Annotated in this window: 23 protein-coding genes and 14 tRNA genes; 9 read left to right on the top strand and 28 right to left on the bottom strand. The window is 47.9% G+C overall.

Translation table 11 applies throughout. The features are described 5' to 3' along the window. Positions 1-124: 124 nt before the first annotated feature. From G548_RS0108705 to G548_RS0108695, 3 genes are all read right to left on the bottom strand, one after another. Positions 125-490: a YlbF/YmcA family competence regulator gene (locus G548_RS0108705; RefSeq protein ID WP_022793764.1), complete on the bottom strand. Its 366-nt coding sequence runs from the start codon at positions 488-490 to the stop codon at positions 125-127. 93 nt (positions 491-583) lie between these two features. Continuing rightward, positions 584-1723 carry a DUF445 domain-containing protein gene (locus G548_RS0108700; protein WP_022793763.1) on the bottom strand — a complete coding sequence of 380 codons (1140 nt, stop codon included), beginning with the start codon at positions 1721-1723 and terminating at the stop codon, positions 584-586. A gap of 38 nt (positions 1724-1761) precedes the next feature. Beyond that, positions 1762-3561, bottom strand: a complete 1800-nt coding sequence (locus tag G548_RS0108695; protein WP_022793762.1) for an AMP-binding protein — start codon at positions 3559-3561, stop codon at positions 1762-1764. Between the two features lie 104 nt (positions 3562-3665). On the opposite strand from G548_RS0108695, the gene G548_RS0108690 reads away from it, so the two are divergent. From G548_RS0108690 to G548_RS0108660, 6 genes are all read left to right on the top strand, one after another. Then, entirely contained in the window at positions 3666-4289 is a 624-nt protein-coding gene (locus tag G548_RS0108690) for an NAD(P)-dependent oxidoreductase (protein WP_022793761.1), read from the top strand. A gap of 81 nt (positions 4290-4370) precedes the next feature. Then, on the top strand, positions 4371-4940 hold the full coding sequence (locus G548_RS0108685; protein WP_022793760.1) for a LemA family protein: 570 nt from the start codon (positions 4371-4373) through the stop codon (positions 4938-4940). Positions 4941-5279: 339 nt separating this feature from the next. Beyond that, positions 5280-6512 carry an aminopeptidase gene (locus G548_RS0108675; protein WP_022793758.1) on the top strand — a complete coding sequence of 411 codons (1233 nt, stop codon included), beginning with the start codon at positions 5280-5282 and terminating at the stop codon, positions 6510-6512. A 31-nt stretch (positions 6513-6543) separates the two neighbouring features. Then, positions 6544-7362: a pyridoxine/pyridoxal/pyridoxamine kinase gene (gene pdxK / locus G548_RS0108670; RefSeq protein WP_022793757.1), complete on the top strand. Its 819-nt coding sequence runs from the start codon at positions 6544-6546 to the stop codon at positions 7360-7362. Between the two features lie 43 nt (positions 7363-7405). After that, entirely contained in the window at positions 7406-7633 is a 228-nt protein-coding gene (locus G548_RS0108665) for a hypothetical protein (protein ID WP_022793756.1), read from the top strand. A gap of 21 nt (positions 7634-7654) precedes the next feature. Then, positions 7655-7927, top strand: coding sequence for an acylphosphatase (locus G548_RS0108660; protein WP_022793755.1), 273 nt, complete (start codon positions 7655-7657; stop codon positions 7925-7927). A 46-nt stretch (positions 7928-7973) separates the two neighbouring features. Here the strand turns inward: G548_RS0108660 and G548_RS18765 are convergent, their stop codons facing one another. The 5 genes from G548_RS18765 to G548_RS0108635 all read right to left on the bottom strand — a co-directional run bounded on the left by G548_RS18765 (position 7974) and on the right by G548_RS0108635 (position 14682). After that, positions 7974-8798, bottom strand: coding sequence for an arylamine N-acetyltransferase (locus tag G548_RS18765; protein WP_022793754.1), 825 nt, complete (start codon positions 8796-8798; stop codon positions 7974-7976). A gap of 72 nt (positions 8799-8870) precedes the next feature. Then, positions 8871-10610, bottom strand: coding sequence for a phospho-sugar mutase (locus G548_RS0108650; protein ID WP_022793753.1), 1740 nt, complete (start codon positions 10608-10610; stop codon positions 8871-8873). Positions 10611-10771: 161 nt separating this feature from the next. Further along, a complete protein-coding gene (locus tag G548_RS17750; protein ID WP_022793752.1) occupies positions 10772-12460 on the bottom strand; it encodes a glycerol-3-phosphate dehydrogenase/oxidase in 1689 nt (562 codons plus the stop codon). Between the two features lie 153 nt (positions 12461-12613). Next, positions 12614-14110, bottom strand: a complete 1497-nt coding sequence (gene glpK / locus G548_RS0108640; RefSeq protein WP_022793751.1) for a glycerol kinase GlpK — start codon at positions 14108-14110, stop codon at positions 12614-12616. Between the two features lie 26 nt (positions 14111-14136). Continuing rightward, complete coding sequence (locus tag G548_RS0108635; protein WP_022793750.1) at positions 14137-14682, bottom strand: glycerol-3-phosphate responsive antiterminator; 546 nt, start codon at positions 14680-14682, stop codon at positions 14137-14139. Positions 14683-14800: 118 nt separating this feature from the next. Between G548_RS0108635 and msrA the strand changes: the two genes are divergently transcribed. Next, the gene (gene msrA / locus G548_RS0108630; RefSeq protein WP_022793749.1) at positions 14801-15358 is read left to right on the top strand and encodes a peptide-methionine (S)-S-oxide reductase MsrA; all 558 of its coding nucleotides are present in this window, start codon (positions 14801-14803) and stop codon (positions 15356-15358) included. Between the two features lie 54 nt (positions 15359-15412). On the opposite strand, the gene lepB is transcribed toward msrA, so the two are convergent. Further along, positions 15413-15967, bottom strand: a complete 555-nt coding sequence (gene lepB, locus G548_RS0108625) for a signal peptidase I (protein ID WP_022793748.1) — start codon at positions 15965-15967, stop codon at positions 15413-15415. Positions 15968-16152: 185 nt separating this feature from the next. On the opposite strand from lepB, the gene G548_RS17745 reads away from it, so the two are divergent. Continuing rightward, positions 16153-18024 carry a transglycosylase domain-containing protein gene (locus G548_RS17745; RefSeq protein WP_022793747.1) on the top strand — a complete coding sequence of 624 codons (1872 nt, stop codon included), beginning with the start codon at positions 16153-16155 and terminating at the stop codon, positions 18022-18024. Between the two features lie 12 nt (positions 18025-18036). Here G548_RS17745 and G548_RS0108615 read toward each other — a convergent pair whose 3' ends face one another. From G548_RS0108615 to queG, 5 genes are read right to left on the bottom strand one after another with little or no spacing between them, the layout of a single operon-like run. After that, the gene (locus G548_RS0108615; RefSeq protein ID WP_022793746.1) at positions 18037-18594 is read right to left on the bottom strand and encodes a DUF5366 family protein; all 558 of its coding nucleotides are present in this window, start codon (positions 18592-18594) and stop codon (positions 18037-18039) included. A 15-nt stretch (positions 18595-18609) separates the two neighbouring features. Continuing rightward, the gene (locus G548_RS0108610) at positions 18610-18915 is read right to left on the bottom strand and encodes an antibiotic biosynthesis monooxygenase family protein (RefSeq protein ID WP_022793745.1); all 306 of its coding nucleotides are present in this window, start codon (positions 18913-18915) and stop codon (positions 18610-18612) included. Between the two features lie 16 nt (positions 18916-18931). Then, the gene (gene trmL / locus G548_RS0108605) at positions 18932-19405 is read right to left on the bottom strand and encodes a tRNA (uridine(34)/cytosine(34)/5-carboxymethylaminomethyluridine(34)-2'-O)-methyltransferase TrmL (protein ID WP_022793744.1); all 474 of its coding nucleotides are present in this window, start codon (positions 19403-19405) and stop codon (positions 18932-18934) included. A gap of 20 nt (positions 19406-19425) precedes the next feature. Further along, complete coding sequence (locus G548_RS19655; RefSeq protein WP_022793743.1) at positions 19426-19953, bottom strand: methylated-DNA--[protein]-cysteine S-methyltransferase; 528 nt, start codon at positions 19951-19953, stop codon at positions 19426-19428. A 29-nt stretch (positions 19954-19982) separates the two neighbouring features. After that, positions 19983-21128, bottom strand: a complete 1146-nt coding sequence (gene queG, locus G548_RS0108595; RefSeq protein ID WP_022793742.1) for a tRNA epoxyqueuosine(34) reductase QueG — start codon at positions 21126-21128, stop codon at positions 19983-19985. A gap of 85 nt (positions 21129-21213) precedes the next feature. On the opposite strand from queG, the gene G548_RS0108590 reads away from it, so the two are divergent. After that, positions 21214-21915 (top strand): hypothetical protein, encoded by a 702-nt coding sequence (locus G548_RS0108590; protein ID WP_022793741.1) that lies wholly within the window; start codon positions 21214-21216, stop codon positions 21913-21915. Positions 21916-22039: 124 nt separating this feature from the next. Here the strand turns inward: G548_RS0108590 and G548_RS0108585 are convergent. The 14 genes from G548_RS0108585 to G548_RS0108520 all read right to left on the bottom strand — a co-directional run bounded on the left by G548_RS0108585 (position 22040) and on the right by G548_RS0108520 (position 23528). Beyond that, a tRNA-Leu gene (locus G548_RS0108585) sits at positions 22040-22125 on the bottom strand. 14 nt (positions 22126-22139) lie between these two features. Then, positions 22140-22229 (bottom strand) — tRNA-Leu (locus G548_RS0108580). 23 nt (positions 22230-22252) lie between these two features. Further along, positions 22253-22327, bottom strand: a tRNA-Cys gene (locus G548_RS0108575). A 34-nt stretch (positions 22328-22361) separates the two neighbouring features. Beyond that, positions 22362-22436: transfer RNA gene (locus G548_RS0108570), tRNA-Gly, on the bottom strand. Positions 22437-22439: 3 nt separating this feature from the next. Further along, positions 22440-22514: transfer RNA gene (locus tag G548_RS0108565), tRNA-Gln, on the bottom strand. Between the two features lie 10 nt (positions 22515-22524). Next, positions 22525-22600, bottom strand: a tRNA-His gene (locus tag G548_RS0108560). Positions 22601-22624: 24 nt separating this feature from the next. Then, positions 22625-22698 (bottom strand) — tRNA-Trp (locus G548_RS0108555). A 7-nt stretch (positions 22699-22705) separates the two neighbouring features. Continuing rightward, positions 22706-22790 (bottom strand) — tRNA-Tyr (locus G548_RS0108550). Between the two features lie 5 nt (positions 22791-22795). Next, positions 22796-22871, bottom strand: a tRNA-Thr gene (locus G548_RS0108545). A gap of 10 nt (positions 22872-22881) precedes the next feature. Further along, positions 22882-22957: transfer RNA gene (locus G548_RS0108540), tRNA-Phe, on the bottom strand. A 249-nt stretch (positions 22958-23206) separates the two neighbouring features. After that, a tRNA-Asp gene (locus G548_RS0108535) sits at positions 23207-23282 on the bottom strand. Positions 23283-23285: 3 nt separating this feature from the next. Beyond that, positions 23286-23362 (bottom strand) — tRNA-Met (locus G548_RS0108530). 11 nt (positions 23363-23373) lie between these two features. Beyond that, a tRNA-Val gene (locus tag G548_RS0108525) sits at positions 23374-23449 on the bottom strand. Between the two features lie 4 nt (positions 23450-23453). Beyond that, positions 23454-23528 (bottom strand) — tRNA-Glu (locus tag G548_RS0108520).

Raw genomic sequence — 23528 nt, 5'->3', positions numbered from 1 at the left:
CCTGTTAACATAACTCGTGGCTAAAGACGAATACTGCCATGTTTATTGTAGCACGTTTCAGCCAGAATCTATAATGAGAGGGCAAATAAAAAACTCTCCCCGTGGCGGGGAAAGTTTTTGTTAATTACTGCTGGCCGTTATTCTCTTCCGGTACACCGTAGAGTTCTTCAAGCGGCTCAGTAATAATTTTATTCAAGTCAGAAATGACTGTGCTGAGCTGCTGCTCCTGCTGCATCAGCTTCGAAATAACTTCATGCTGCTGCACCATTTCAAACTGTTTTTGAGCCTGGGTAATTTCTTCTTCCGAAGGCTGCTCTCCCTGCATTTGTTTTTGCTGCAGTTCAAGCTGTACATTACGGAAGTTATCAAGCATACGCTTTGCGACTTCGTCCTGCTCTACTTCGTTATGAAGCTCTTTAAGTTGTTGGAATTCTTCGCTGTCACGAAGCGCACTCGATAATTCGTAAGCCTTGTCATGAATATTGGACATATATAAGTCCTCCTTTAAGATTGTCTGTATGAGCATAACATGAACCGCCAGCAGAATTCATCCATTCCGGAAGAATCAATGGCATTTTTTTATTCACACTATCCACAACACAACTATTCCCTGTACACAGCCTACAAAACCGCCAATCAGTGCCCCCAGATATGTGATCAGCTTAAACTCCCTTCCGGAAATTGTAAGCAGCATAGCTTCCATCCGGTCTGTCGAAAACGTGTCCACCTGCTCTTTAACTACGTCATGAAGATGAAGCTGTTCAAACAGATTCGGAAGCCTCTTCGCAATGGAGTACTGGCCTTTTTTTACTGCTTTTGGAACCCATTCGTCCAGTATTTTCGTCTCGTATGCGGGGGCCCAGTCCTTTAAAGGCTGCTCAAGCCGCTCCATAACCGGCACATATTTATCCACCGTTTCCACGATGTAATCTACCGCTGCCCGGGAATCCACGTAGGCAAAAGCCGCCGCTGCCGGCTTTTCAAACAACGCTTTGCGCTCCTGCTGCAGCAGTCCGGAAATCATTTTTTCTGTTCCGGGATCTTCAAAAAAACGGAGCACCTCCGGTTGAATACGGTCAACGAGCCGGTCGTTACCGATCATTGTACCGAAAAAATTCATCATGGACCCTTTTCCTTCTAAAAAACGTTCGAGTAAAAGCGCCAGCTGCTGCTTACCTGCACTTGAACGAAAATAATCGCCGGCTTTCACCATAATTAACTGTGTAAGCTCTTTGGTCATTACTTCCGATTGACGGACCGCGCCTGGGGGAAGCAGCTCTTTAATCGGGGTATCAGCATGACGATGCCTTGCCTCTTCCCATTTTATGTCGAGCGTTTCCCGTAAAGTTTCGCGGAGAAAGCCGCGAACATCGCTCAGACCTGTCCATTTCTCCACATAATCGGATAAGCTTTTCTCAGAATAAAGATATTCCTTCATTTCCAATGTTACCCAGTCGTTCAGCTGGCTGGAAAACATATCACTGCGGATTTTTGCCTGCAGGCCTTCCGGGGTTAACAGGTGGTCTGTTACGACCCGTCCGAGCTGGCCGGCGAGCTCATTACGTCTTTTTGGGATCAGGCCCGGGGTGAACGGTACCCGTACAGAGCCTATGTATACTGGCTTATACGGTCTGAAAAGCATCCGGATCGCAAGTGAATTCGTTACTCCCCCAATGGCTGCCCCAATAGCGATCATTATGATAATTGTAATAGCTGCGTTCATGGTGATTGCTCCTTTGGCAGTCGTCTATTAGTTAATCGTTATTTTTCTTCGGTAAAAATAAATGCTTCACGTTCTATAATAAAATTTCCTTGTTTAAATACATTTCTCCACATTCTTTTATTCACATTCTCCGGAGGTATTGAAACTATTTGTATACTTTTTAGGGGGAACGTTTTCGTTTCAAGCCATCTTTCCGAAAGATCCTGCTTCCATCCTATGGTACCGCTCCATCCTTCAGCAGGTACTATGATTGCCTCTGCGCTGCCACCGTTCCAGCGCAAAAGCGCCGTTTCCACCGAATCCATGCCCTCGAGCCATTTTTCAAGCGGCAGCAGAGAAACATTCTGCTGTTCCACCTTATTAATGTCAGCATACTCCCCCGCATACGTATACCCTTCTCCATCATCTATTAAAAATTCGCGGCCGGCCCATACTTCTTTCCACAGGGACCACGGCGAGCTGTCGTACTGCACCTTTCCATCAATCATTACCTCCAGGCTGTTCGGCCATGGTTTTTTTACCACTACTCTGCCGGGTATGTGACGCACTGCATACCCTTCGCTGTCCCAGGTATCCATCACCATCCCCGGAAGACGGCTGTTGTATTTTTCGGGATGCACCCTGCGGTCCGGCAGGTCTGCAGTAATCATTCCAGAAGCGTGAGCACCCCCGAAGGCCTTTAAAAGTGGAATTCTTCCCCGGGTTAATACGTCTATCGTCCACTGGAGGTCCCCCCGCATCCAATCTGCTTCCCACGTCAGTACGTATCGCAGCGAATGAAGGTGGTATTCCTTCCACTTACTTTGCGTCTGAGAGGAGGCCATCTGTACTGAGGGAGAATCAACGCCGATATGTGTAATTCCGTATGCTTCAATCGTGCTGCCGGCATCAGCGCTCTGCCCTCCCCATGAAAACAGACAGTACTGCCCATTATTTGCAAGCGTTCCGACCATAGCAAACAGCTGCTCAAATCCCCACTCCCGGGCGAGCCACCATAAACGGTCGCCTGGACGCACGTCCCATACTAAACCTATTTCTGTTCCTGCCTTCATAAACAAACTGGTGTGGCTCAGCACATATCCCTGCACAGATTCCCCCGGCCCGTTACTAAAGAGAATAAATGCAGGATCAGCACCGTCTGTTTTTTCAGGCCTCTCCTTCTTCTTTCCGGTCGGCATAGTTTCCCATTGTATATATCTTGAGGATGGCTCCTCGCCCAATTGAATAATTTGCGAAGGTTCCATATTATATCTTTCCTCCGCTTCAACTGCAGAATTCCCCGCGCCAATAATGAACCATTCCGGCCGGAAATGAGCGTGGGCCTCTTCGCCTGCGGCGGCTGTCCAGCTGGGGTTATACGGACAAACTGCGGCTCCGATATACATCAGTGCCATGTAAACGACCGCCGACTGTTTATCGATCCCGGCCATTACAGCTGCCCGTCCGCCCTTTTGTACACCGGCTTTTCGCAGTTTTCCCGCTGCTTTCTGCACCTCTTCAGCCAGCCTGTCATATGTCCACTCTCCGCTTTCGTCGATGAAAGCCGTCTGTACCATCACTTCTTTTGATTTATTTATCAGCTGCTCTGCAGCGTTCATTTTTCCTTTGTAAAACCAGCCAGCCTTCCGCCTTCCATGCGAAAGCTCCACAACGTCTTTATACCGTTTAAACCACCGGGTTTCAAGCCGTTTAGATGCCTGATGCCAAAACCAGGAAACATCGATTGCAGCATGCTTTTTCAGCTCTTCTGTATCACTCATTCCAAGTGCTTTAGTCCAGTGATAAAGTGCATTAGTTCTCCATTGAACAATAGGGGGTTCCCAGGTAGTCCACTGCATTTGTCATAGCCTCCCGACGTTTTTCCTTTTATAGAATGGGAATAGGGGTGTATATCTATTTTTACATAGCTTTTAGATATGTGAAACAAAAAGGAGTGCTTCAAATGAAAATAGCTTTATTTGGCGGAACCGGCCGCACTGGTTCCCAATTTGCATCCATGGCTGCCGCTTCCGGACATGAATTAAAAATACTTGTCCGCTCACCGGAAAAAGCAGACAGCCTGCCTGCTTCTGCAGAGCAGATATACGGTGATGCCCTTGATCAGGCGAAAATGAGAAAAACACTGCAGGGAGTGGATTTAGTCGTCAGTGCCCTCGGCACAGATAAGCAGAATGTGTTAAGCAGTTTCACTCCGCTGCTGTTAAAAGAAATGAACGACCTCAGCATCACCCGTTTAATTACCGTAGGCACTGCCGGCATTCTTCGGTCGCGGACAGAACCACACCTTTACCGGTTTGAGTCGTCGGAATCCAAACGCCGGAGCACAACGGCCGCCGAAGATCATAAGGGAGCCTACGAATACATTAAGGAAACATCCTACTGCTGGACCGTGGTATGCCCGACTTTTCTGCCGGACGGAGAAAACACTGCTTCCTGGCGCTATGAAACTGACTATCTGCCCGAAAACGGCACCCGGATCTCAACAGGAAATACCGCTGATTTTTTAATGCACGTATTGGAAAATCACTCTCAATTTTGTCAAAAAAGGATAGGTGTTTGTGAGTAAGGCTGTGTAATTGAGGGTACAAACATGCTATACTAATTACCATTATCTAAGTAAAAACCCCTAAAGAAGGAGGGCGGCGATATGAGTATTTTCGGTATCATTCTCGGTATTGTTATTGTTACTGCTATTATAAGCTGGATTATCGGCTACAATGCCTTAATTAAATATTTAAACTGGGTGGAAGAATCCTGGACCGAAGTGGAATTTCAACTGCACCGGCGGATGAACCTGATTCCTGATTTTGTGGACTCTGCCCAAAAAGCATGGCGCCACAAACAGGATGAACTGGAAACGCTGGTACAATACAGAAGCGAAGTGCTGTCCCCGGAATCGAGCAGACAGGAGCAGCTGCATATTAACTCCCGCATTGAAGAAAATCTGCACGAGGTGTTTGACGCTTCCATGCCTGAAGATAAGCAGCTGCAGTCCGAGCTGAAATCGATGCGTGAGCAGTTCGATGATGCCCAGAATAAGATCATTCATTCTTCAAGCGTATACAATAATACGATAGATAAATACAATGCAAAGATATCATCGTTTCCGGTCAGGTTTGTGGCAGAGCTGCATCATTTTAAAACCCGGAGTCCTCTTCCAGGACAGAGTCCGGCTCCCGGAAGCAAGGCGGAAACAAAGGCGGAAACGTCTGTATAATCCAATATGCATATAATTATATTTTTTAATTTGAGCCTGTTTCTTTTCGGCTCATGCCTGAAAACAGGCGGAGACGACTTCTCATCGGCATTAGGCTATTATTCATTCTATGCTATTCTGAATAGGCAGGTTCTCCTTGGATGAATGCATCTTTACCTGTACGATACCTTTTGTACCCTGCCCGGGCATTCCGGCAGGGCTTTTTTATACTTCCGGCCGGTTTAAAAAAAGCAGTGCGCGGCAAAAGAATGATGAAACCTCCCGTGTTATAATGATGAAAGACATTTGAGACCACTGTCTACGTCCATCCAGTACTGTATGAGAAAGGAAGCTTCCGACATGAAAACGTTCGAACAAAAACTTCACAACTATGCAAAACTTGCCGTGGATAAAGGCGTTAATATCCAGCCCGGCCAGACTTTAGTTATTGCAGCTCCGATCGATGCTGCCCCTTTTGTCAGAAGACTCGCCGAAGCAGCATACGATGCCGGCGCAAAACATGTCTACCCGGAATGGGCCGACGACGAACTGACAAAAATTAAATACGAAAAAGCGCCTGAGGAAGCTTTTCACGAATTCCCTTCCTGGCGTGCTGAAAGCAGAGAGCAGCTAGCCCGGGAAGGAGCGGCTTTTATCACGGTCAAATCCACTGATCCTGATCTGCTCAAAGGTGTTGACCCCGATAAAATTGCCAATGCAAACAACGCAGCCGGCGCTGCTATGGAGGGATTCCGGGATTATATTCAGGCTGACCGTGTCAGCTGGCTTGTGATCTCCACCCCTTCTGCGGGATGGGCCAAAAAAGTTTTCCCGGATGAACCGGAAGACCGTGCCATCGATCTTCTTTGGGATCGGATATTCAGCGCTGTGCGGGCGGATACAGAAGATCCGGTACAGGCCTGGGACGACCATAATCGCACTCTGCGGGCCAAGGTCGATTGGCTGAATGCCAAAAAATACAAATCGCTTCATTATACCGCCCCCGGCACGGACCTTGAAATCGGCCTGCCCGACGGACACGTTTGGGCAGGTGGCGGCAGCACCAATACCTCGGGCGTTTCGTTTATTCCGAATATGCCGACAGAAGAAGTATTTACTGCTCCGCATAAGGATTTCGTTAACGGGTACGTAACCAATACTAAACCATTGAACTATGGCGGCAGCGTTATTGACCGCTTTAAGCTGCATTTCAAGGACGGGGCTGTTACGGACATGGAAGCCGGCGAAGGAGAAGAAACTCTCCGTCACCTGATCAATTCAGACGAAGGTGCCGCCCGCCTTGGCGAAGTAGCCCTCGTGCCGCACAGTTCCCCTATCTCGCAGTCCGGCATTTTGTTTTTCAACACGCTGTTTGATGAAAATGCCTCCAATCATATTGCGCTTGGCAGTGCCTATGCTTTCTGTGTGGAAAATGGACCGGAAATGAACAAAGAGGAAAAGGAACAGGCTGGTTTAAACACAAGTATTATCCATGTTGACTTTATGATTGGAAATGAAAATATGAATATAGACGGCATTCTTCCCGATGGTACGAAAGAGCCTGTGTTCCGCAACGGCGAATGGGCAGAATAGCTTTTTCATCATGTTTTGAAAGGAGATTATTATGAGTTTACCTAAAACGTTAACGATAGCCGGCTCCGATACGAGTGGAGGTGCCGGCATCCAGGCAGACTTAAAAACATTTCAGGAGCTCGGTACCTACGGAATGGTTTCCCTGACTACCATTGTGGCCCAGGACCCTGATAACGACTGGTTTCACCGCGTCTACCCTATCGACACAGCCACGCTCGAAGCACAGCTGGACACGGTGTTAAAAGGTATCGGGGTTCAAGCTGCGAAAACAGGGATGCTTGGATCAAAAGAAGTTATTGAACTGGTGGCGAAAAAATTAGATGAGCATCAGGTAGAACAGCTGGTTGTGGACCCGGTGATGGTATGTAAAGGCGCTGATGAGCCGGTTAATCCGGAAATGGATGCCTATTTGAGGGACACGCTTGTACCAAAGGCATTTATTGTGACTCCTAACTTATTTGAAGCGTCCCAGCTCGCTCAGGTTCCTCTGCCGCAATCGCTCGAAGATATGAAAGCGGCTGCCGAAAAAATTTATCAGCTCGGCCCGTCCTTTGTTATTGTCAAAGGCGGAGGAGACACCGGAGCTGAAAAATCAATTGACGTGCTTTATGACGGCAATAGCTTTGAATATATCGAATCCGAAAAAATCAATACGGATTATACCCACGGGGCCGGCTGCACGTTCTCTGCTGCTATTACTGCAGAGCTTGCAAACAAAAAGAGCGTGCGGGAAGCAATCCACACGGCGAAACAGTTCATTCAGGCTTCTATTCAGGAGTCCTTCCGCCTGAACGAACATGTTGGTTCTGTAAACCACACTGCCTACCGCCACCGCGCTCCCCAGTCTTAAATACGTTTTCGGCTCTAAGAGCGAAAATAAGCAGGTGACCAAATTGGAACTATTTCAATGCACGAAAAGTGTTTATAAACACGTCGAAATGGATGTCATCGAAATTTATCCTCCTCAGCTTCTTTTCCGTCACGGTTATATTTATCCAGGGTTTTTCGATGACAGCGGAGTCTGGATGGCTACCGACGAAGAGGACGTGATGCATGTGATCAGTGAGCATCCTTCGCCAGAACAGGACCATTGGTTTCAGCAGCATTTTAAAAAAGTGTGAACTATGGAAAGGAGTATGCAAATGAAACGCTATCATGTAGAAGTACACGGAAATGTTCAGGGCGTCGGATTCCGGCAGTTCACCCAGTCCGAAGCAGTTAAGCATAACATTCACGGCTGGGTCCGCAACAAATCAAACGGCGCTGTTGAAATTGAAGCCGAAGGAACGCCCCAGGATATGGACCGCTTTCTTGTCGCCGTACAGGAAGGCAGCCCTTTTTCTACCGTGGAGCGCCTCGAAACGTCTGATCTTGATTCTGTCGACCATAATGAGTCCTTTGACGTTCGCTTCTAATTAAATAAAAAATCTCCGGCTGATTATTTCAGCCGGAGATTTTTTATTAGAACGCCCAGGACATACGTTTTTCGAGCTGTGAAGCTGCCTTGAGAACCGGCAGATAATGCAGGCGAAAATCCTCCTGGACTACCCGTTCAAGAGCCGGGAGATCATGTATATATTTTGTCACAGTGGCCCCATTTGCTTTTCGGGCAATAAGTTTATTGTTTTTCAAAGACAGCAGCAGATATTTTTCTGGGACCCAAAGCTGCAGGCGCAGCTGATTCATATACGGCGCGTCCGGGGCGTAGGATCTGCAGACCTTATTCCGCAGCTCTGCCTCCCCTGCCTCTAGGTCAGGGTCAAATGCCCACGACTCATCTGCCTGCTTTCCGTCTTTCATACGTATATAACGATACAACCGTGCGTCTTTCTGATAATGAAATATCAGCTGCTCACCGTCAAATTTTTTCGAGCGCTGCAGCCCCCTGCGAAGAGGAATCGGCTCAAATAACGGCGCGGTCGTGCCCACGTCTACAAAATAAGGGGGAGAGCCCGGCTGATTGGTTTCTACCCGGACGGACACGTGGTCTTCATTTAAATAAATGAGCCTCGCGGAAAAGCCCAGTGCCTGCAGCAGCTGATGAAAATGGATATTCAACGTATAGCACGTGCCACCCATCTGGTAGACCTGGCGCCTGTATAAGAATGAATCAACTGACATCGACACTCCGGCTTCTTCACTCTCCCCCGCTTCAATTAATTTACCTACGTTTTCAAATGGAAACTGCTGCAGATGGGAGCGAATCAATTTTGTCAAAAAGCGAACATTCGGCTGTTCTATTTTCAGTTTCAAAATGTGTAAATAGTCCTCTAGCCATGACTGCATGCAAAGCGACCTCCTTTTGAGCCGTTAGAAGGCAAAAACAAGCGGTACCTTCTTTTTGCTCTGCAGGCTTTTTTATTCCCCGAGACGTTCATGCACCATTGCCATAACATCCATTTTTAACTGAAGAAGCTTTTCCTCTGTCTGCTTGAACGTCTCTCCCTTAACACCGAAATAAAACTTCACTTTTGGTTCTGTGCCTGAAGGACGAAGACAGAACCAGGATTCATCATCTGTAAAAAACTTCAGCACATTCGAAGATGGAAGCGCAATAGGCTCTGTTTTTCCACTTTCAAGCAAATACGTACGTTCGCCCGTTTTGTAATCCTCTACCTTTTGGATAGAAGCGCCACTTACCCGCTCAGGAGGCTCCGTGCGGAATGTTTCGATTAGATGATCAATTTGCTCCGCGCCTTCTTTTCCTTTTTTCGTTAAGGAATCCAGCCCTTCCATGAAATATCCATAACGACTGTAAATATCCATCAGCCCTTCATACACAGTGCGTCCCTGCTCTTTGTGCCACAGGGCCATCTCCGCGATTAAAAGTGCGGCCTGCACCGCATCTTTATCGCGCACAAAGTCCCCGATCAAATACCCGTAGGACTCCTCATAACCAAACTGAAAGGCATACTCCCCTGTTTCATTATAGGTTTTAATTTTTTCACCAATGAATTTAAACCCTGTGAGCGTGTCCTCGCATGCCTGGCCGTAATGTTCTGCTATAGCTCTTCCGAGTTCAGAAGTAACGATCGTTTTCATGACAATGCCATTTGCAGGAAGGGAGCCTGCCTCTTTTTTTTGCATGAGAAGATAATCAAGAAGCAGCGCTCCGGTCTGGTTTCCAGTGAGCACCGCAAACTCTCCGCTGCTGTCTTTTGCCGCCAGGCCGATACGGTCCGCATCAGGGTCGGTGCCAATCAGTATATCCGCATCATTGTTTTCACCTACCTGAATCGCTTTTGCAAAGGCTTCCTTCTCTTCAGGATTCGGGCTCTGCACGGTGGAAAATTCCGGATCAGGTGTTAACTGCTCCTCCACTGTGGATACGTTTTGAAAGCCAGCTGCAGCGAGCGCACGCAATACCGGGTCCTTCGCTGTTCCGTGCAGTGGTGTAAACACTACATTCAAATCGCTTCCGTTTTCTTTGATCATCTCCGGCTGCAGCAGAATTGACTGCAGCGCTTTATCGTAAGCTGCATCAGTTTCTTCTCCAAGCATCACGAGAAGCCCTTCCTCCTGCATGGTGCTGCTGTCCTTCACCCGGATTTCCAGCTCATTTTCGACCGATTCCACGTAAGTGATCAACTCATCCGCAGGACCCGGCGGGAACTGCCCCCCGTCTTCCCCGTAAACTTTGAACCCGTTGTATTCCGGCGGGTTATGGCTTGCTGTAATTACTACCCCGGCAAATGCATAGGTTCTACGCACCGCAAACGAGAGCTCGGGAGTCGGGCGCAGATCTTCAAACAAGTATACCTGGATACCGTGTGCCCCGAGCGTCTGTGCTGTTTCAAGCGCAAATTTTTCCGAATAGTGGCGCGGGTCAAATGCGACAGCCACTCCACGAGATTTTGCCTCGGCGCCGGCATTTTCTATATACCGTGCAAGGCCCACAGCTGCGCGGCGGATCGTGTATGTATTCATTCTATTCGTTCCAGGGCCGATTTCTCCACGCATTCCTCCGGTCCCAAATGCCAGATATTGATAAAAGTAATCCTCTGCCTCTGTTTCATCCAGTTCATGAAGCTTTTCTTTCCATGCTTCTTCTATAAAGGCATGGTTTTTCCATCGATTCCAGTGCTCCGTCCAACTCATATGTATAATCACTCCTGAAGCGTTTATAGTATTTCTCAGTAAAGCCGCCTGTTACCAGTATATAAGAAAGCACGCGTTTCTACCATGGTTTTCCGGCATTCCTTCTTTTCAAAACAAAACGCCCGCTCTGGTTAAAGAGCAGGCGCTTTGATGAAATTATATTAGTTTGCTTGTTTTTCCCTGGCTTTTTGATCGTCAACGTCTTCATAAGGCTTCGTCGCATAGGCAATTTCAGACTCAAGCTCTTCCGTGTAGGCTTTGGTTTCTTCCTCGGACCAGTTCAACGATTTCTTCATAAATGCCGTTACCGGTTCTTTCCAGCGCTTCAGCTCCGGCATATCAAAGAACAGGAAGGACGTTCTTCTGTTCAGGAAGTCAAGCGGCGTAACTGCCATTTCATATTCGAGCGCGTACAACAGCCGTGCCGCAAGCTTTAATGGCATACCGCTGTTTTTCGCTTCCTCAAGGTTTTCTTCAAGCAGCTGGAGCATCTTCAGGCCGTTCGCCCCGTAGAAGCGGAACAGGTCCTCTGTCTCGTCTCTGGTCATTCCAAGTGCTTCACCGCGGTAGGCTTCTTTTACGGCAAATGTTTCATAGCCGGAGGAGCCGCCCACTTCACCGCCGGAAAGCCGGATATCCTGCGTCGGACACGGAGCGTGAATATTCATCTTATCAACCACTACATCGACAATCCGCTCTGCCATTTTACGGTAGCCGGTCAATTTACCGCCTGCAATGGAGATCAACCCTGAATCGGAAACGAAAATTTCATCCTTCCGGGAAATTTCAGAGGCTGATTTTCCTTCCTCCTGAATGAGGGGGCGGATGCCGGACCAGCTTGATTCCACATCCTCTGCTTTCAGCTTGAGGGATGGGAATTCATAATTCGTTACTTCTAAAATATAGTCGCGGTCTTCCCGGGAGACGCGCGGCTCTTCGAGATTTGCGCCGTAATCCGTATCTGTGGTGCCTACGTACGCTTTATTCCCTCTTGGGATGGCAAAGATCATCCGTCCGTCCGGAGCGTCAAAATACGTAGCCTGGCGGAGTGGGAAACGGCTGAGATCAAACACAAGGTGGATGCCTTTTGTATGATGCAGGAGTTTGCCTTTGTTGGAGCCGTCTACTTTTCTGAGGGTGTCCACCCACGGACCGGCAGCGTTAACAACATGATCCGCATAAATGCGGTGGGTTTCATTATTGATCAGGTCTTTTACTTCCACCCCGATCAGCTTGCCATTATCATATAAAAGATCAGTTGCTTTGGCATAGTTAACGGCGTCTGCGCCGAGTTCCACAGCTTTTTTCATCGCTTCGAGCGTCAGTCTCGCATCATCCGTGCGGTATTCAACATAGACACCTCCGCCGAGAAGATTTTCTTCACGGAGCAGCGGTTCCTTTTTAAGCGTATTTTTTTTGTTAAGCATATAGCGGCGTTCATGCTTGTTCACCTGGGCCAGGCGGTCGTATACCTGCAGACCGAATGAAGTGGTGGTTTTCCCAAGATTTCCGCCCTTTACGATTGGGAGCAGCATCCATTCCGGTTCGGTCACGTGCGGCGCATTTTCATACACAATGGCCCGCTCTCTGCCTACTTCTGCTACAAGTTTAATTTCAAACTGTTCGAGATAACGAAGTCCCCCGTGTACAAGCTTAGTCGAACGGCTCGACGTACCTGCTGCAAAGTCCTGCATTTCAATGCAGGCCGTGTTAAGGCCACGGGCTGTAGCGTCCAGTGTAATGCCCGCTCCGGTGATGCCGCCTCCGATAACGAGCACGTCGAGGTGGGTCTCTGTCATATTTCTCAAACGCTCTTTGCGTGATAGTGCTGAAAAACGTTGATCTGCCATTCATTTCATCCCCTTTTAAAATATCAGAGAGTAAAAAAGACCGCAGATCTCCTCTTCTGGCATGAAGGGTATCTGCGGTCTCTCTGCATCTCCGACCATTTATTAACTTAACCTAATTGTAATCGCTCTTTCATTCAAATGCAACCGATATGTTCACTTAAACGTCCGTGCTGCATCAACCGCTTTTTTCCACCCTGCGTAATGCTCTTCCCGTTTTTCATCTTCCATATGCACCTCAAACGATTTTTCGAGTTCCCACTTATCCATAAGCTCTTCTTTGTTTTTCCAAAAACCTGTGGCAAGGCCTGCAAGATAAGCAGCTCCGAGTGCCGTAGTTTCGAGTACATACGGGCGTTCCACCCGGACATCGGCCATATCACACTGAAACTGCATGAGGAAGTTGTTCGGCACAACGCCGCCGTCGACGCGTAATGTTTTTACTTCCATACCTGCGTCCTCTCTCATGACATCCAGCACGTCTTTTGTCTGGTACGCAAGCGCTTCAAGGGTCGCCCGGATAAAATGTTCTTTTTCGGTTCCGCGGGTAAGGCCAAATACTGCTCCCCGCACTTCACTGTCCCAATAGGGCGCCCCGAGCCCGGTAAAGGCAGGTACAACGTAAACACCCTCACTGTCGTTCACACGCAGCGCATAGGTTTCAGAAGCAGAGGAGGAGTCAATCAGGCGCATGCCGTCCTTCAGCCACTGTACAGCTGATCCTGCTACAAAAATACTTCCTTCAAGCGCATATTTCACTTTTCCGTCGAGCCCCCACGCGATGGTCGTAAGCAGCCCGTTATCAGAATGAATCGGCGTCTCTCCTGTCTGCATCAGCATAAAGCATCCGGTTCCGTACGTATTTTTTACCATACCTTCATCAAAGCATGTCTGACCAAATAAAGCTGCATGCTGATCACCGGCAGCTGAAGCGATTGGTATTTCCTCTCCGAAAAAGTGGTAATCCACCGTATAACCGTATATTTCCGACGACGACTTCACGTCAGGAAGCATCGCCTCCGGGATATCCAGCATTTGCAGAAGCTCCTGATCCCAGCTCAGTTCATAAATGTTAAACATCATTGTGCGTGAAGCATTGGAATAATCCGTCACGTGAGCTTTCCCTCCGGTTAATCTCCAGATCAGCCACGTATCGATCGTACCAAACAACAGGTCTCCCTGCTCCGCTCTTTCCTTTGTTCCCTCAATATTATCAAGAATCCATTTTACTTTCGTCCCCGAAAAGTAAGGATCAAGCAGCAGTCCCGTTTTGCTTCTTACCATTTCTTCATATCCCTGCTGCTTTAATTCTTCACAGATAGAGGCAGTCTGCCGGGACTGCCATACTAATGCGTGATATACCGGTTTTCCTGTGTGCTTATCCCACACTACTGTGGTTTCACGTTGATTTGTAATACCGAGGCCGCTAATCTGCTTTGGAGAAACCTCATTGTTTTCAAGCACTCCGGCAATACAGCCGAGCACTCCCGACCAGATTTCATTGGCATTGTGCTCCACCCAGCCGGCACGGGGGAAATACTGCTCCAATTCACGCTGTTCGCTGCCTACAATCTGGCCTTCCTGATCAAACAATATAGCTCTTGAGCTAGTTGTTCCCTGGTCGATTGCGAGAATGTATTTTTTTTCAGTCATCGTTGTTTCCTCCACTTATCTTTTCTCTATTTTGGCCATAATGATTTTTCCGTCGTCGATATGGCCGACGCTCCTGCGTTCCAGGCGGCAGAAACTTCTTCCTGCGACCGAATCAGACCGCCTGCGATAACAGGCACATTTTTGTTTTCTGCTACTTCCTTAATCATAGAGGGTACAATACCCGGCAGAAGCTCTACCATGTCCGGCTTAATGTCTTCAAGCAGCTTATAGCTTGTTTCAAGGGCCAGTGAATCCAGTAAAAACAAGCGCTGCACCGTAATAAGATTATTTTTTTTAGCAGTGGTAAGAATCTGCCGGCGAGTACTGATTAACCCGTCCGGACGGATATTTTGGCATAAAAACTGGGCCGCGGAATCATCATGGGCGAGTCCCTGGACCAGATCTGCATGCAAAAGCACTTTTTTTTCTGCCCGTTTGCTTAACTGTATCAAGCTTTTAAGCTTTGCCAGATGCACATTCAAAATGACTACGTACTGCCCGGAGGTATTGAGCGCTTTTTCAAACTCCCTCTCATTACGGGCTGCTGGCAGAATTTTTTGGCCGGTAAGCATATCTTTCCTCCTCTATCTCTTTTTTGTATTCAGGCTTTTTGAATTACGACTGCTTTTTGCTGTGCTATACTTTACACAAATACAAAAAATACTATACAGGTGATGGACGGTGTTCGCAATGACCCAGCAAAATGAGACACAAAATAAAGAACTGGCAACCTTTGCCGGCGGGTGCTTCTGGTGCATGGTACAGCCCTTTGACGAGCTCCCCGGCATTATATCCATTACATCCGGCTATACTGGCGGCAGTGTCGCCCACCCTTCGTACGAACAGGTAAAAGCCGGTACCACAGGCCATAGAGAAGCAGTTCAGATTGAGTTTGATTCTGCGCTGTTTTCCTACCAGCAGCTGCTCGATCTATACTGGCCTCAAATTGATCCGACAGATCCCCATGGTCAATTCCATGATCGCGGTCCTCAATACCAGACGGCCATTTTCTATCATACCGAAGAACAGCGCCGGCTGGCGGAAGCATCAAGGCAGCTGGTAGAAGAAAGCGGCCGGTTCCGTAACCCCGTGGTAACGGAGATCAGACCGGCGGAACCTTTTTACCCGGCTGAGGAATCCCATCAGAACTTTTATAAAAAAGAACGGGAGGCCTATAAAAAAGACCGTGCCCTCTCCGGCCGGGATGAATTTATTGAAACTCACTGGGACAGCTCTCCCGGAAATTAATAACAATTGTAAGCCATAAAAAAGCTTCAGCAGGTGCTGCCTGCTGAAGCTCTTTTATGGACTGAAGGTGAAATCATCAAGCGGCCAGTACCTGATACTCGCTTCCCCGACAATCTGATCCTCATCTACAAAGCCGACAGCGTCAGCCCTGCTGTCTTCACTGCGGGGGCGGTTGTCGCCCATTACAAAATAGCTGTCTTCCGGCACGGTTGTTTCACCGGTCACTCCCTCGAGCGTAAAATCCTGCGTGAAAGCTCCGCTTGTTTCGTTTTGATATTCTTCTAAGTACGGCTCTTCCTGAGCTTCTCCATTAATGTATAACGTATCGTCCCTGTACTCCACCGTGTCCCCCGGAAGGCCGATAACTCTTTTAATATAGTCACTGTTTTCATTTGCATGAAAAACAATGATATCTGAGCGCTCGGGCTCTGAGAAAGCGTATCCGATCTTGTTAATAATCATCCGCTGTCCGTCTTCCACTGTTGGAAGCATGGAAGGGCCGCTGACAACATAGTTGGCAAACAAGAAGCCGCGCACAATGACGACGATTAAAACGACGACGACGATTACTTTAATCCAATCCCATATTTCTTTTGACCAATTCGTCATTACCGACTTCCTCCGTTTCTATCTGCCTTTTTACTTTAGCACGGTTTCTGCAGGCGGGCAAACCGAAAATCCGCGCAGGCTAGAGGCATTATATCATATTTATATGGATGCTTTCTTTTTCTGTTTAAACCTTAAAGCTCTCTTTGTCGATATAATACATATCCTTAAGCGAAGGAATTACACACATGAGACAACTTTTAGGGCTTCTATGGATACTGTTATTTATAACCGGCGGGGCAATCGTTTCCTGGCTGTTCGTGAAAGAGATGAGCAGTACAAGGACTCTTTCTTCCTTCCTCGAAGAGCAAATTGATGTCTCCGGCGTGCCAATTGCCCAGAACAGCTACGTGACTGACCGGGAGGGAAGTCAAATTGCTGAATTTCAGCCGGAGGAAAACCGGAAATACGTCTCTCTCTCCCATTTTCCTGAACGTGCAAGAGCTGCTTTTATTGCCACGGAAGACCAAAAGTATTATGAGCATCAAGGTATTGACCCTTTAGGCGTTATCCGGGCTCTTATAAGCAACGCCAGCACCGGAAGCATTGAAGAAGGCGCAAGTACAATTACGCAGCAGGCGACAAGAAACATTTATTTTTCCCATCAGCAGACGTATGAACGCAAGGTTGCCGAAGTTCTGTTTGCCTATCAGCTTGAACAAACCTATACAAAAAATGAAATTCTGGAAATGTATATGAATACTATTTATTTTGGGGAAGGCATTTATGGGTTTGAAACGGCAAGTCTTTCTTATTTCGGCAAACCAAGCAGCGGCCTCTCGCTTGCACAAACAGCTTTCCTGGCTGCCATTCCGGCTAATCCGTCCTACTACCACCCCGTTGAGCATCCGGACCGGACCAGGGAACGGCAGCAGTGGATTCTGGAAAAAATGGAAGAAACCAATGCTATAACTGCCGAGGAAAAATCACAGGCCGGTCAGGAAACCGTCTCTATAGATTTACAAAAAAGCAAAGCCAACCCTTATCCTGATTATACCGATTACGTGAAGCATGAATTCAGGCAGCTTGTTGCTCAAAATGAAGGCTGGGCCGAACAGATAAATCAGGCGGCGGAAAGCGAAAAAAAGGCTCTTTACGAAAAGCTTAACACACGTACAGAACAGCTTCTTCAGTCCGGCATTACCATCCATACCGCCATGGACTCTGATCTGCAGACCCAGCTCACAGAAAAATCCCGCTCCTACTGGCAGCAGCGGAGCATTGAAGGAGCCGCTGTCATCGCTGATCACAGGGCCGGTGCTATTACGGCAATAAGCGGCGGGGCAGATTACCGGGAATATGAATTCAACCGGGCCTTTCAGGCTTACCGGCAGCCAGGCTCAGTATGGAAGCCGCTGCTCGTGTACGGCCCGTACCTTGAAGAAAAAGAGCGCTCTATTAACGACCTGGTTTCCACAAAAAAATACTGCGCAGCCTCCTATTGTCCCGAAAATGAAGGCGGAACAGCAAAGGAGAGGGTAACGATTGAACATGCCCTTGCCTTTTCCTACAATACCTCTGCCCTGCGTCTTATGCATCAAACCGGGCTCGACTCTTCCTTTCAGTATCTTGAAAAATTTGAGTGGTCAAAATTAACCCCGGAAGACAGGCAGTACGCCGCCGCCCTCGGTGGTATTGAATACGGAGTCTCTCCGGTAGAATTAACGAGTGCTTATACTGTATTTTCGAGCGGCGGCACGTATGAACCGCCGCGCGCTATTACTTCTGTGAGTGATGCAGATGGAGAGATATTATTTGAGTGGGAAAGGCAGGAAACAGTTGTATGGTCTCGAGAAACAAATGACCAGCTGCGTGAAGCTCTTCGCACCACCGTCCTTTCAGGAACGGCTTCAACTCTAAAAGAGTTGGGAGACGTCAGCGGTAAAACCGGTACATCCAACAATACCAAAGACAGCTGGTTTGCCGGCTATGACAGCAGATACACCATGGGAGTCTGGCATGGGTACGACGAGCCCCGTTCTTTAAACCCCGAAGACAGCGCCATTTCTTTCTGGAAGACGATGTACCCCTCACTATACGAAAAAAGCGGACAGCCTTAGCCGTCCGCTTTTTTATACTGGCAAACTATGTAGAAAACTATTGTACAGCCGCAGGCCAGCGTAGCCCGTGCCAAAGATGAAAAGCCCCCAGAAAGACAGATGCAGAAGTAAAAAACCAGTCACTCCGGCAAAACGCAGGGAAGGAGCCAGGCGGATGATCAAATAGACAAAGGACGCAAGCGTCGCTCCTATGAACAGCCCTCCGAGTATATAGAGATGAGATGTGAGAAATAGCGAAACGCCCCCCGCCGTTAAATAAATCCATGCGCAGCCCTGAAGATACGAGCGGATATCGCCTTTTTCTTCACTCAGAAAAAATAACAGTGATAACCCCATCATCGTATCTGAAATTAATTTTAATGCAGCAATAATCATAAAAAAAACAAGCATGAGTACAAAAAGCATGGTTAATTTAATGCCATTGTCTGAAAAAAATTCGAGCATTCCCTGATAAATGCCGGCAGATTCTAAAAAAGCGGCAATATATTGCTGCGACCAAATGCCAAAGGATAAACAAAAAAACAAAATGGCAAGCATCGGAAAATGACTGGTTAAATACGCATTTTTCACCACGAGCCTCCAGATTTAACTCGCATGGACTACACGAAATTGGCGGATCTGGTTACCAGTAGCAGCACTTTCTCTTTTTTCCTGCCCCCCTGCCCGGTGAGACGATTTAAATGAGTCACTTTCGAGCCAGTTTTCAAAATCTTCCTTAGTTTCCCATTTTGTAAAAACAAGCTGCTTGCCGTCTTCGGTCGCTTCATCTAAAAACAAAAATTCCAAGCAGCCCGGCACCTGGTTCATTTTGTCAGCGCTGGCACCGAACCGTTCCTGGATTTGTTCCTTCGCTTCTGCTGGTACCTCGAGTTCATTTATAACAACGTACATCTTGATCCCTCTTTCATTATTGTAATTGTGGAAATGCCTGTTGGCGGAGTGCTTCATATACTAAAATAGCAGCCGTATTAGACAAATTCAGGGAACGGACTTTATTATTCTGAGGTATCCGGATACACTTTTCCTGATACTCCTCTGTTACATATTCCGGCAGACCAGTTGTTTCACGTCCAAACACAAAAAAATAATCTTTTGCAGGGTCCGAATAGTCATGAACGGCATAGGACGACGAGCCTACTGTTTCTACAAAAAAGAACTCCGCTTCCGGATACGTGTTCATCCATTCTTCAAGTGAATCATAATAGTGAATCTGCACATTCGGCCAGTAATCACAGCCGGCGCGCTTGAGCATCCGGTCTTCCGTGGAAAATCCAAGAGGCCGTATCAGGTGCAGGTGGGTGTCCGTCCCCGCACACGTTCTTGCAATATTTCCGGTGTTCGCCGGTATTTCTGGTTGAAATAATACTACATGTAAAGCCAAGTCGCTCTCTCCTTCTTTTCCTACCGCGAAACTGCCTGCGCTTTTTCTAATGCGAGCAGTCCTTCTTTTAAATGTACGCCTCCGCCAAACCCAACCATTTTTCCGTTTTTTCCTATAACCCGGTGGCATGGAACAATAATGGAAACCGGATTTTTGTTGTTAGCCATCCCTACGGCCCGGAAAGCTTTCGGTGAATCGGCTTCTGCAGCAATTTCTGCGTAGGACTTCGTCGTTCCATAAGGAATGCTTTGAAGTGCCTGCCATACTCGTTTTTGAAAAGGAGTCCCCCTCATATCGAGCGGCACCGTAAACTCGGTGCGCTCGTTCGCCGCATATTCTCCGAGCTCCCGGAAAACTTCATTGTGCACAGGATGCAAGTCTGTCCGCAGTTCGCATGAAGCACCGATATGCTTTTTCAGCCAAAGCTTTATCCGGTCTTCATTTTCTTCCACGGAACCAAAGTGCAGCATACAGACCCGGTCCTCATGTAATACTACGGTCACTTCACCAATACCATCGATTGCTTGTGATACAGCCCAGGCCTCCATAAAGACCCTCCTTATTACATTTTCTTCTATTATACTCGTTCTGGGGAGGTTTTATCCAATGCTTTTGTGATCTCTTCAAGCACTTCTGCCTCTTCTTCTCTGCTGTTAGCGGTATGCAGGGCCTCCACCCCTTCCTGCGTAGGCATTTCTCCCAGAGCCCAGGCACAGGCGCCGCGTATCACTGGCCTCGGGTCGTTGCGGAGCAGCTGTATGATCGTTGGAATCGAGGCTTTTTCTTTCATATGGCCAAGAGCGATCAAAGCGTTACGCTGAATTGGTTTTTTTCCTCTCCAGGAGCCAGCAATATATCCGAATTTTTCCTTGAACTCCCTGTTGGAAATCGTTAATAACGGCTCAAGCAGCGGTTTGACTACTTCCGGCTCCGGTTCGAACTCTGGATGATTATGAAAGTCTACACCTTTGTTTTCCGGGCACACCTGCTGGCAGGTATCACAACCGTATAGTCTATTGCCAAGCTTATGGCGGTAGCGCTCCGGCAGGGCTTCCTTCGTTTGCGTCAAATAGGCGATACACTTTTTCGCGTCAAGCTGCCCCCCCTGAATCAAAGCATCCGTTGGACATAAATCCACACAGCGGTTGCACGTGCCGCATTGATCCATCAGAGGCGTGTCTTCCGGGAGGTACAGTGTCGTAATCATTTCACCTAAATAGACGTACGAGCCGAACTCAGGGGTAATAATAGCACAGTTTTTGCCACTCCATCCAATGCCGGCCCTCTCCGCAACCGCCCGGTCCGATAATTCACCGGTATCAACCATGGATTTGCACTCGGCTCCGGGCACTGTTTCTTGTATAAAGGCCTCGAGCTGGTTTAATTTATCCCGGAGAACGTCATGGTAATCCTTTCCCCAGGAAGCCCTGCAAAACTGACCTCTGCGTGCTCCTGGACGATTTTTTGGCGCATCCGGGAGCTTCGTTGGATATGCGAGGGCAATAGAGATAATCGTTGTTGCTTCCGTCAGCAGCAGCTCGGGATGTGTTCTTTTTTCAATATCGTCTTCTTCAAAGCCGGATTGGTAGTTCAGCCGCTGCTGTTCTTTCAGCCTCGCTTTTAAAGTCACAAAAGGAGAAGCGGAGGCGAAGCCTACTTTATCGATACCGATAGACTCCGCAAATGCCTGAATCTCCTCTTTTAATTCCTCTGCCGTTCGCATCGACGGCCCTCCTTTACAAATCATTTCGCCGGAGTCTGTAAAAGTGATATGATACATTATGAGCTAGACACAAAGGGGGATATATATGCTCAAAGACATTTCTATTTCTTCTTCTGTTTTTAAAATTATTCCTTCTTTTCAATGCGGCGTCAACATCTACCGTAACATCGTTATTGATGATTCCCCAGGCATGCTCAGAGGCCGGGTGGACTTCTTTCATAAACAAATCCAGATGGATCTGCTTGATCAGTCTATCTATGACTATACAGGTGTTCGGCAGTGGCAACAAATATTAGAACAGGCAGGGCTTATTGACCGCTCTCTTCCGCCTCTTCATGAGCAGCTGTACAAAAACTTACAGGCAGATAATATCCCGCCTGCTGAGCATTCCGGTGAAGACCTCATTCATTTTTTTAATCTGCAGTATGAAACTCCGGTTATTTTGATCGATGCAGATACTGTCTTCGATTATGTAAAAATCGGCTTCGGTGTTGAGCAGGATCAGCTTCAGATCACTGAAAACCATCTCCACCCGATGTACGGACAAATTATAGCCAAGGACCGCAAGAAAACACTGGCCTCATTAAGCGGACCAGGTCTGCACAGCCGAACCAGCCGTTCGACTACTACAGCAATTCAATTAACCTTTATACGGCCACAGCTTTCCAAAGAATCTGCTGAGGAACTTACTCAGGCAGTTGGGGACATGTTTACACAAATACACGGCGGCACGTCAGAAAGCCGTCTTCTGCGCGCAGCTTCCCCTGTCTGGGAGCTCTCCTTATGATTATAAAAAAAGTCTTTCCTTTTCAAAAAAGGAAAGACTTTTTTTCTTTATGGTCAGCTTTCGCATATAAAATTAAACATAAAAATAACGCTTCTCTCCAGAAACGTCTTCCTGACTCGTTAAATGGTAGCGAAGGTGGGACTCGAACCCACACGTCCAGAGGACACTTGATTTTGAGTCAAGCGCGTCTACCGGTTCCGCCACTTCGCCGATTAACTAAAAAATGGTACCGAGGGCCGGACTCGAACCGGCACGGTTGATGACCAACCGCAGGATTTTAAGTCCTGTGTGTCTACCAATTCCACCACCCCGGCAGGCGTTTGCTTCTCTTTAATAATGGAGGCGGTACCCGGATTCGAACCGGGGGATAAGGGTTTTGCAGACCCGTGCCTTACCACTTGGCTATACCGCCATTCCAGAGAATGGCTCAATGTTTATGTTAATAATGGAGCGGAAGACGGGATTCGAACCCGCGACCCCCACCTTGGCAAGGTGGTGTTCTACCACTGAACTACTTCCGCAATTGGCTGGGCTAGCTGGATTCGAACCAGCGCATCACGGGACCAAAACCCGATGCCTTACCGCTTGGCTATAGCCCATTATCCAATATGGGGCGATTGGTGGGAATTGAACCCACGCGTGCCGGAACCACAATCCGGTGCGTTAACCACTTCGCCACAACCGCCATATGAACATAACACATTAAAAATGGCAGGGGTAGTAGGAATCGAACCCACATTGGCGGTTTTGGAGACCGCTGTTTTGCCATTAAACTATACCCCTGTATAAGTGGTGGAGGGGGACGGATTCGAACCGCCGAACCCGAAGGAGCGGATTTACAGTCCGCCGCGTTTGGCCAACTTCGCTACCCCTCCACATATGGTGCCGGCCAGAGGACTTGAACCCCCAACCTACTGATTACAAGTCAGTTGCTCTACCAATTGAGCTAGACCGGCGTTTTTTAAATGGTGGCTCGAGACGGAATCGAACCGCCGACACGAGGATTTTCAGTCCACTGCTCTACCGACTGAGCTATCGAGCCATGCTGTATAAGTGCTTTGCTTCTATGAAGCTCTTGCATCAATGTTCACTGTCCTTACCCTCATCTATTGTTTATTCGACGAAACGATTCGGGACGGACAACTCGCAGAACATTCGGGGAAGTATTGCTTGTTGCTCTATCGACTGAGCTATCGAGCCATATTACATGATTGATTTCGAGTGGAATGTTTACGACTCGAATGAAATTATACCTTATTCATCTTGTTTGTCAATATGAATAAAAGTAAAATGGCGGGCCTGACGGGATTTGAACCCGCGATCTCCTGCGTGACAGGCAGGCATGTTAACCACTACACCACAGGCCCTTTTGGTTGCGGGGGACGGATTTGAACCGACGACCTCCGGGTTATGAGCCCGACGAGCTACCAGACTGCTCTACCCCGCGATATAAAATAATGGTGGAGGATGACAGGATCGAACTGCCGACCCCCTGCTTGTAAGGCAGGTGCTCTCCCAGCTGAGCTAATCCTCCATGTTGGTGACCCGTACGGGATTCGAACCCGTGTTACCGCCGTGAAAGGGCGGTGTCTTAACCACTTGACCAACGGGCC

Source organism: Marinococcus halotolerans DSM 16375 (assembly GCF_000420725.1).
Taxonomy (GTDB): domain Bacteria; phylum Bacillota; class Bacilli; order Bacillales; family Marinococcaceae; genus Marinococcus; species Marinococcus halotolerans.
Note: the sequence above shows the minus strand (reverse complement) of the source record. Positions and strands in the feature narration are given on the sequence as shown.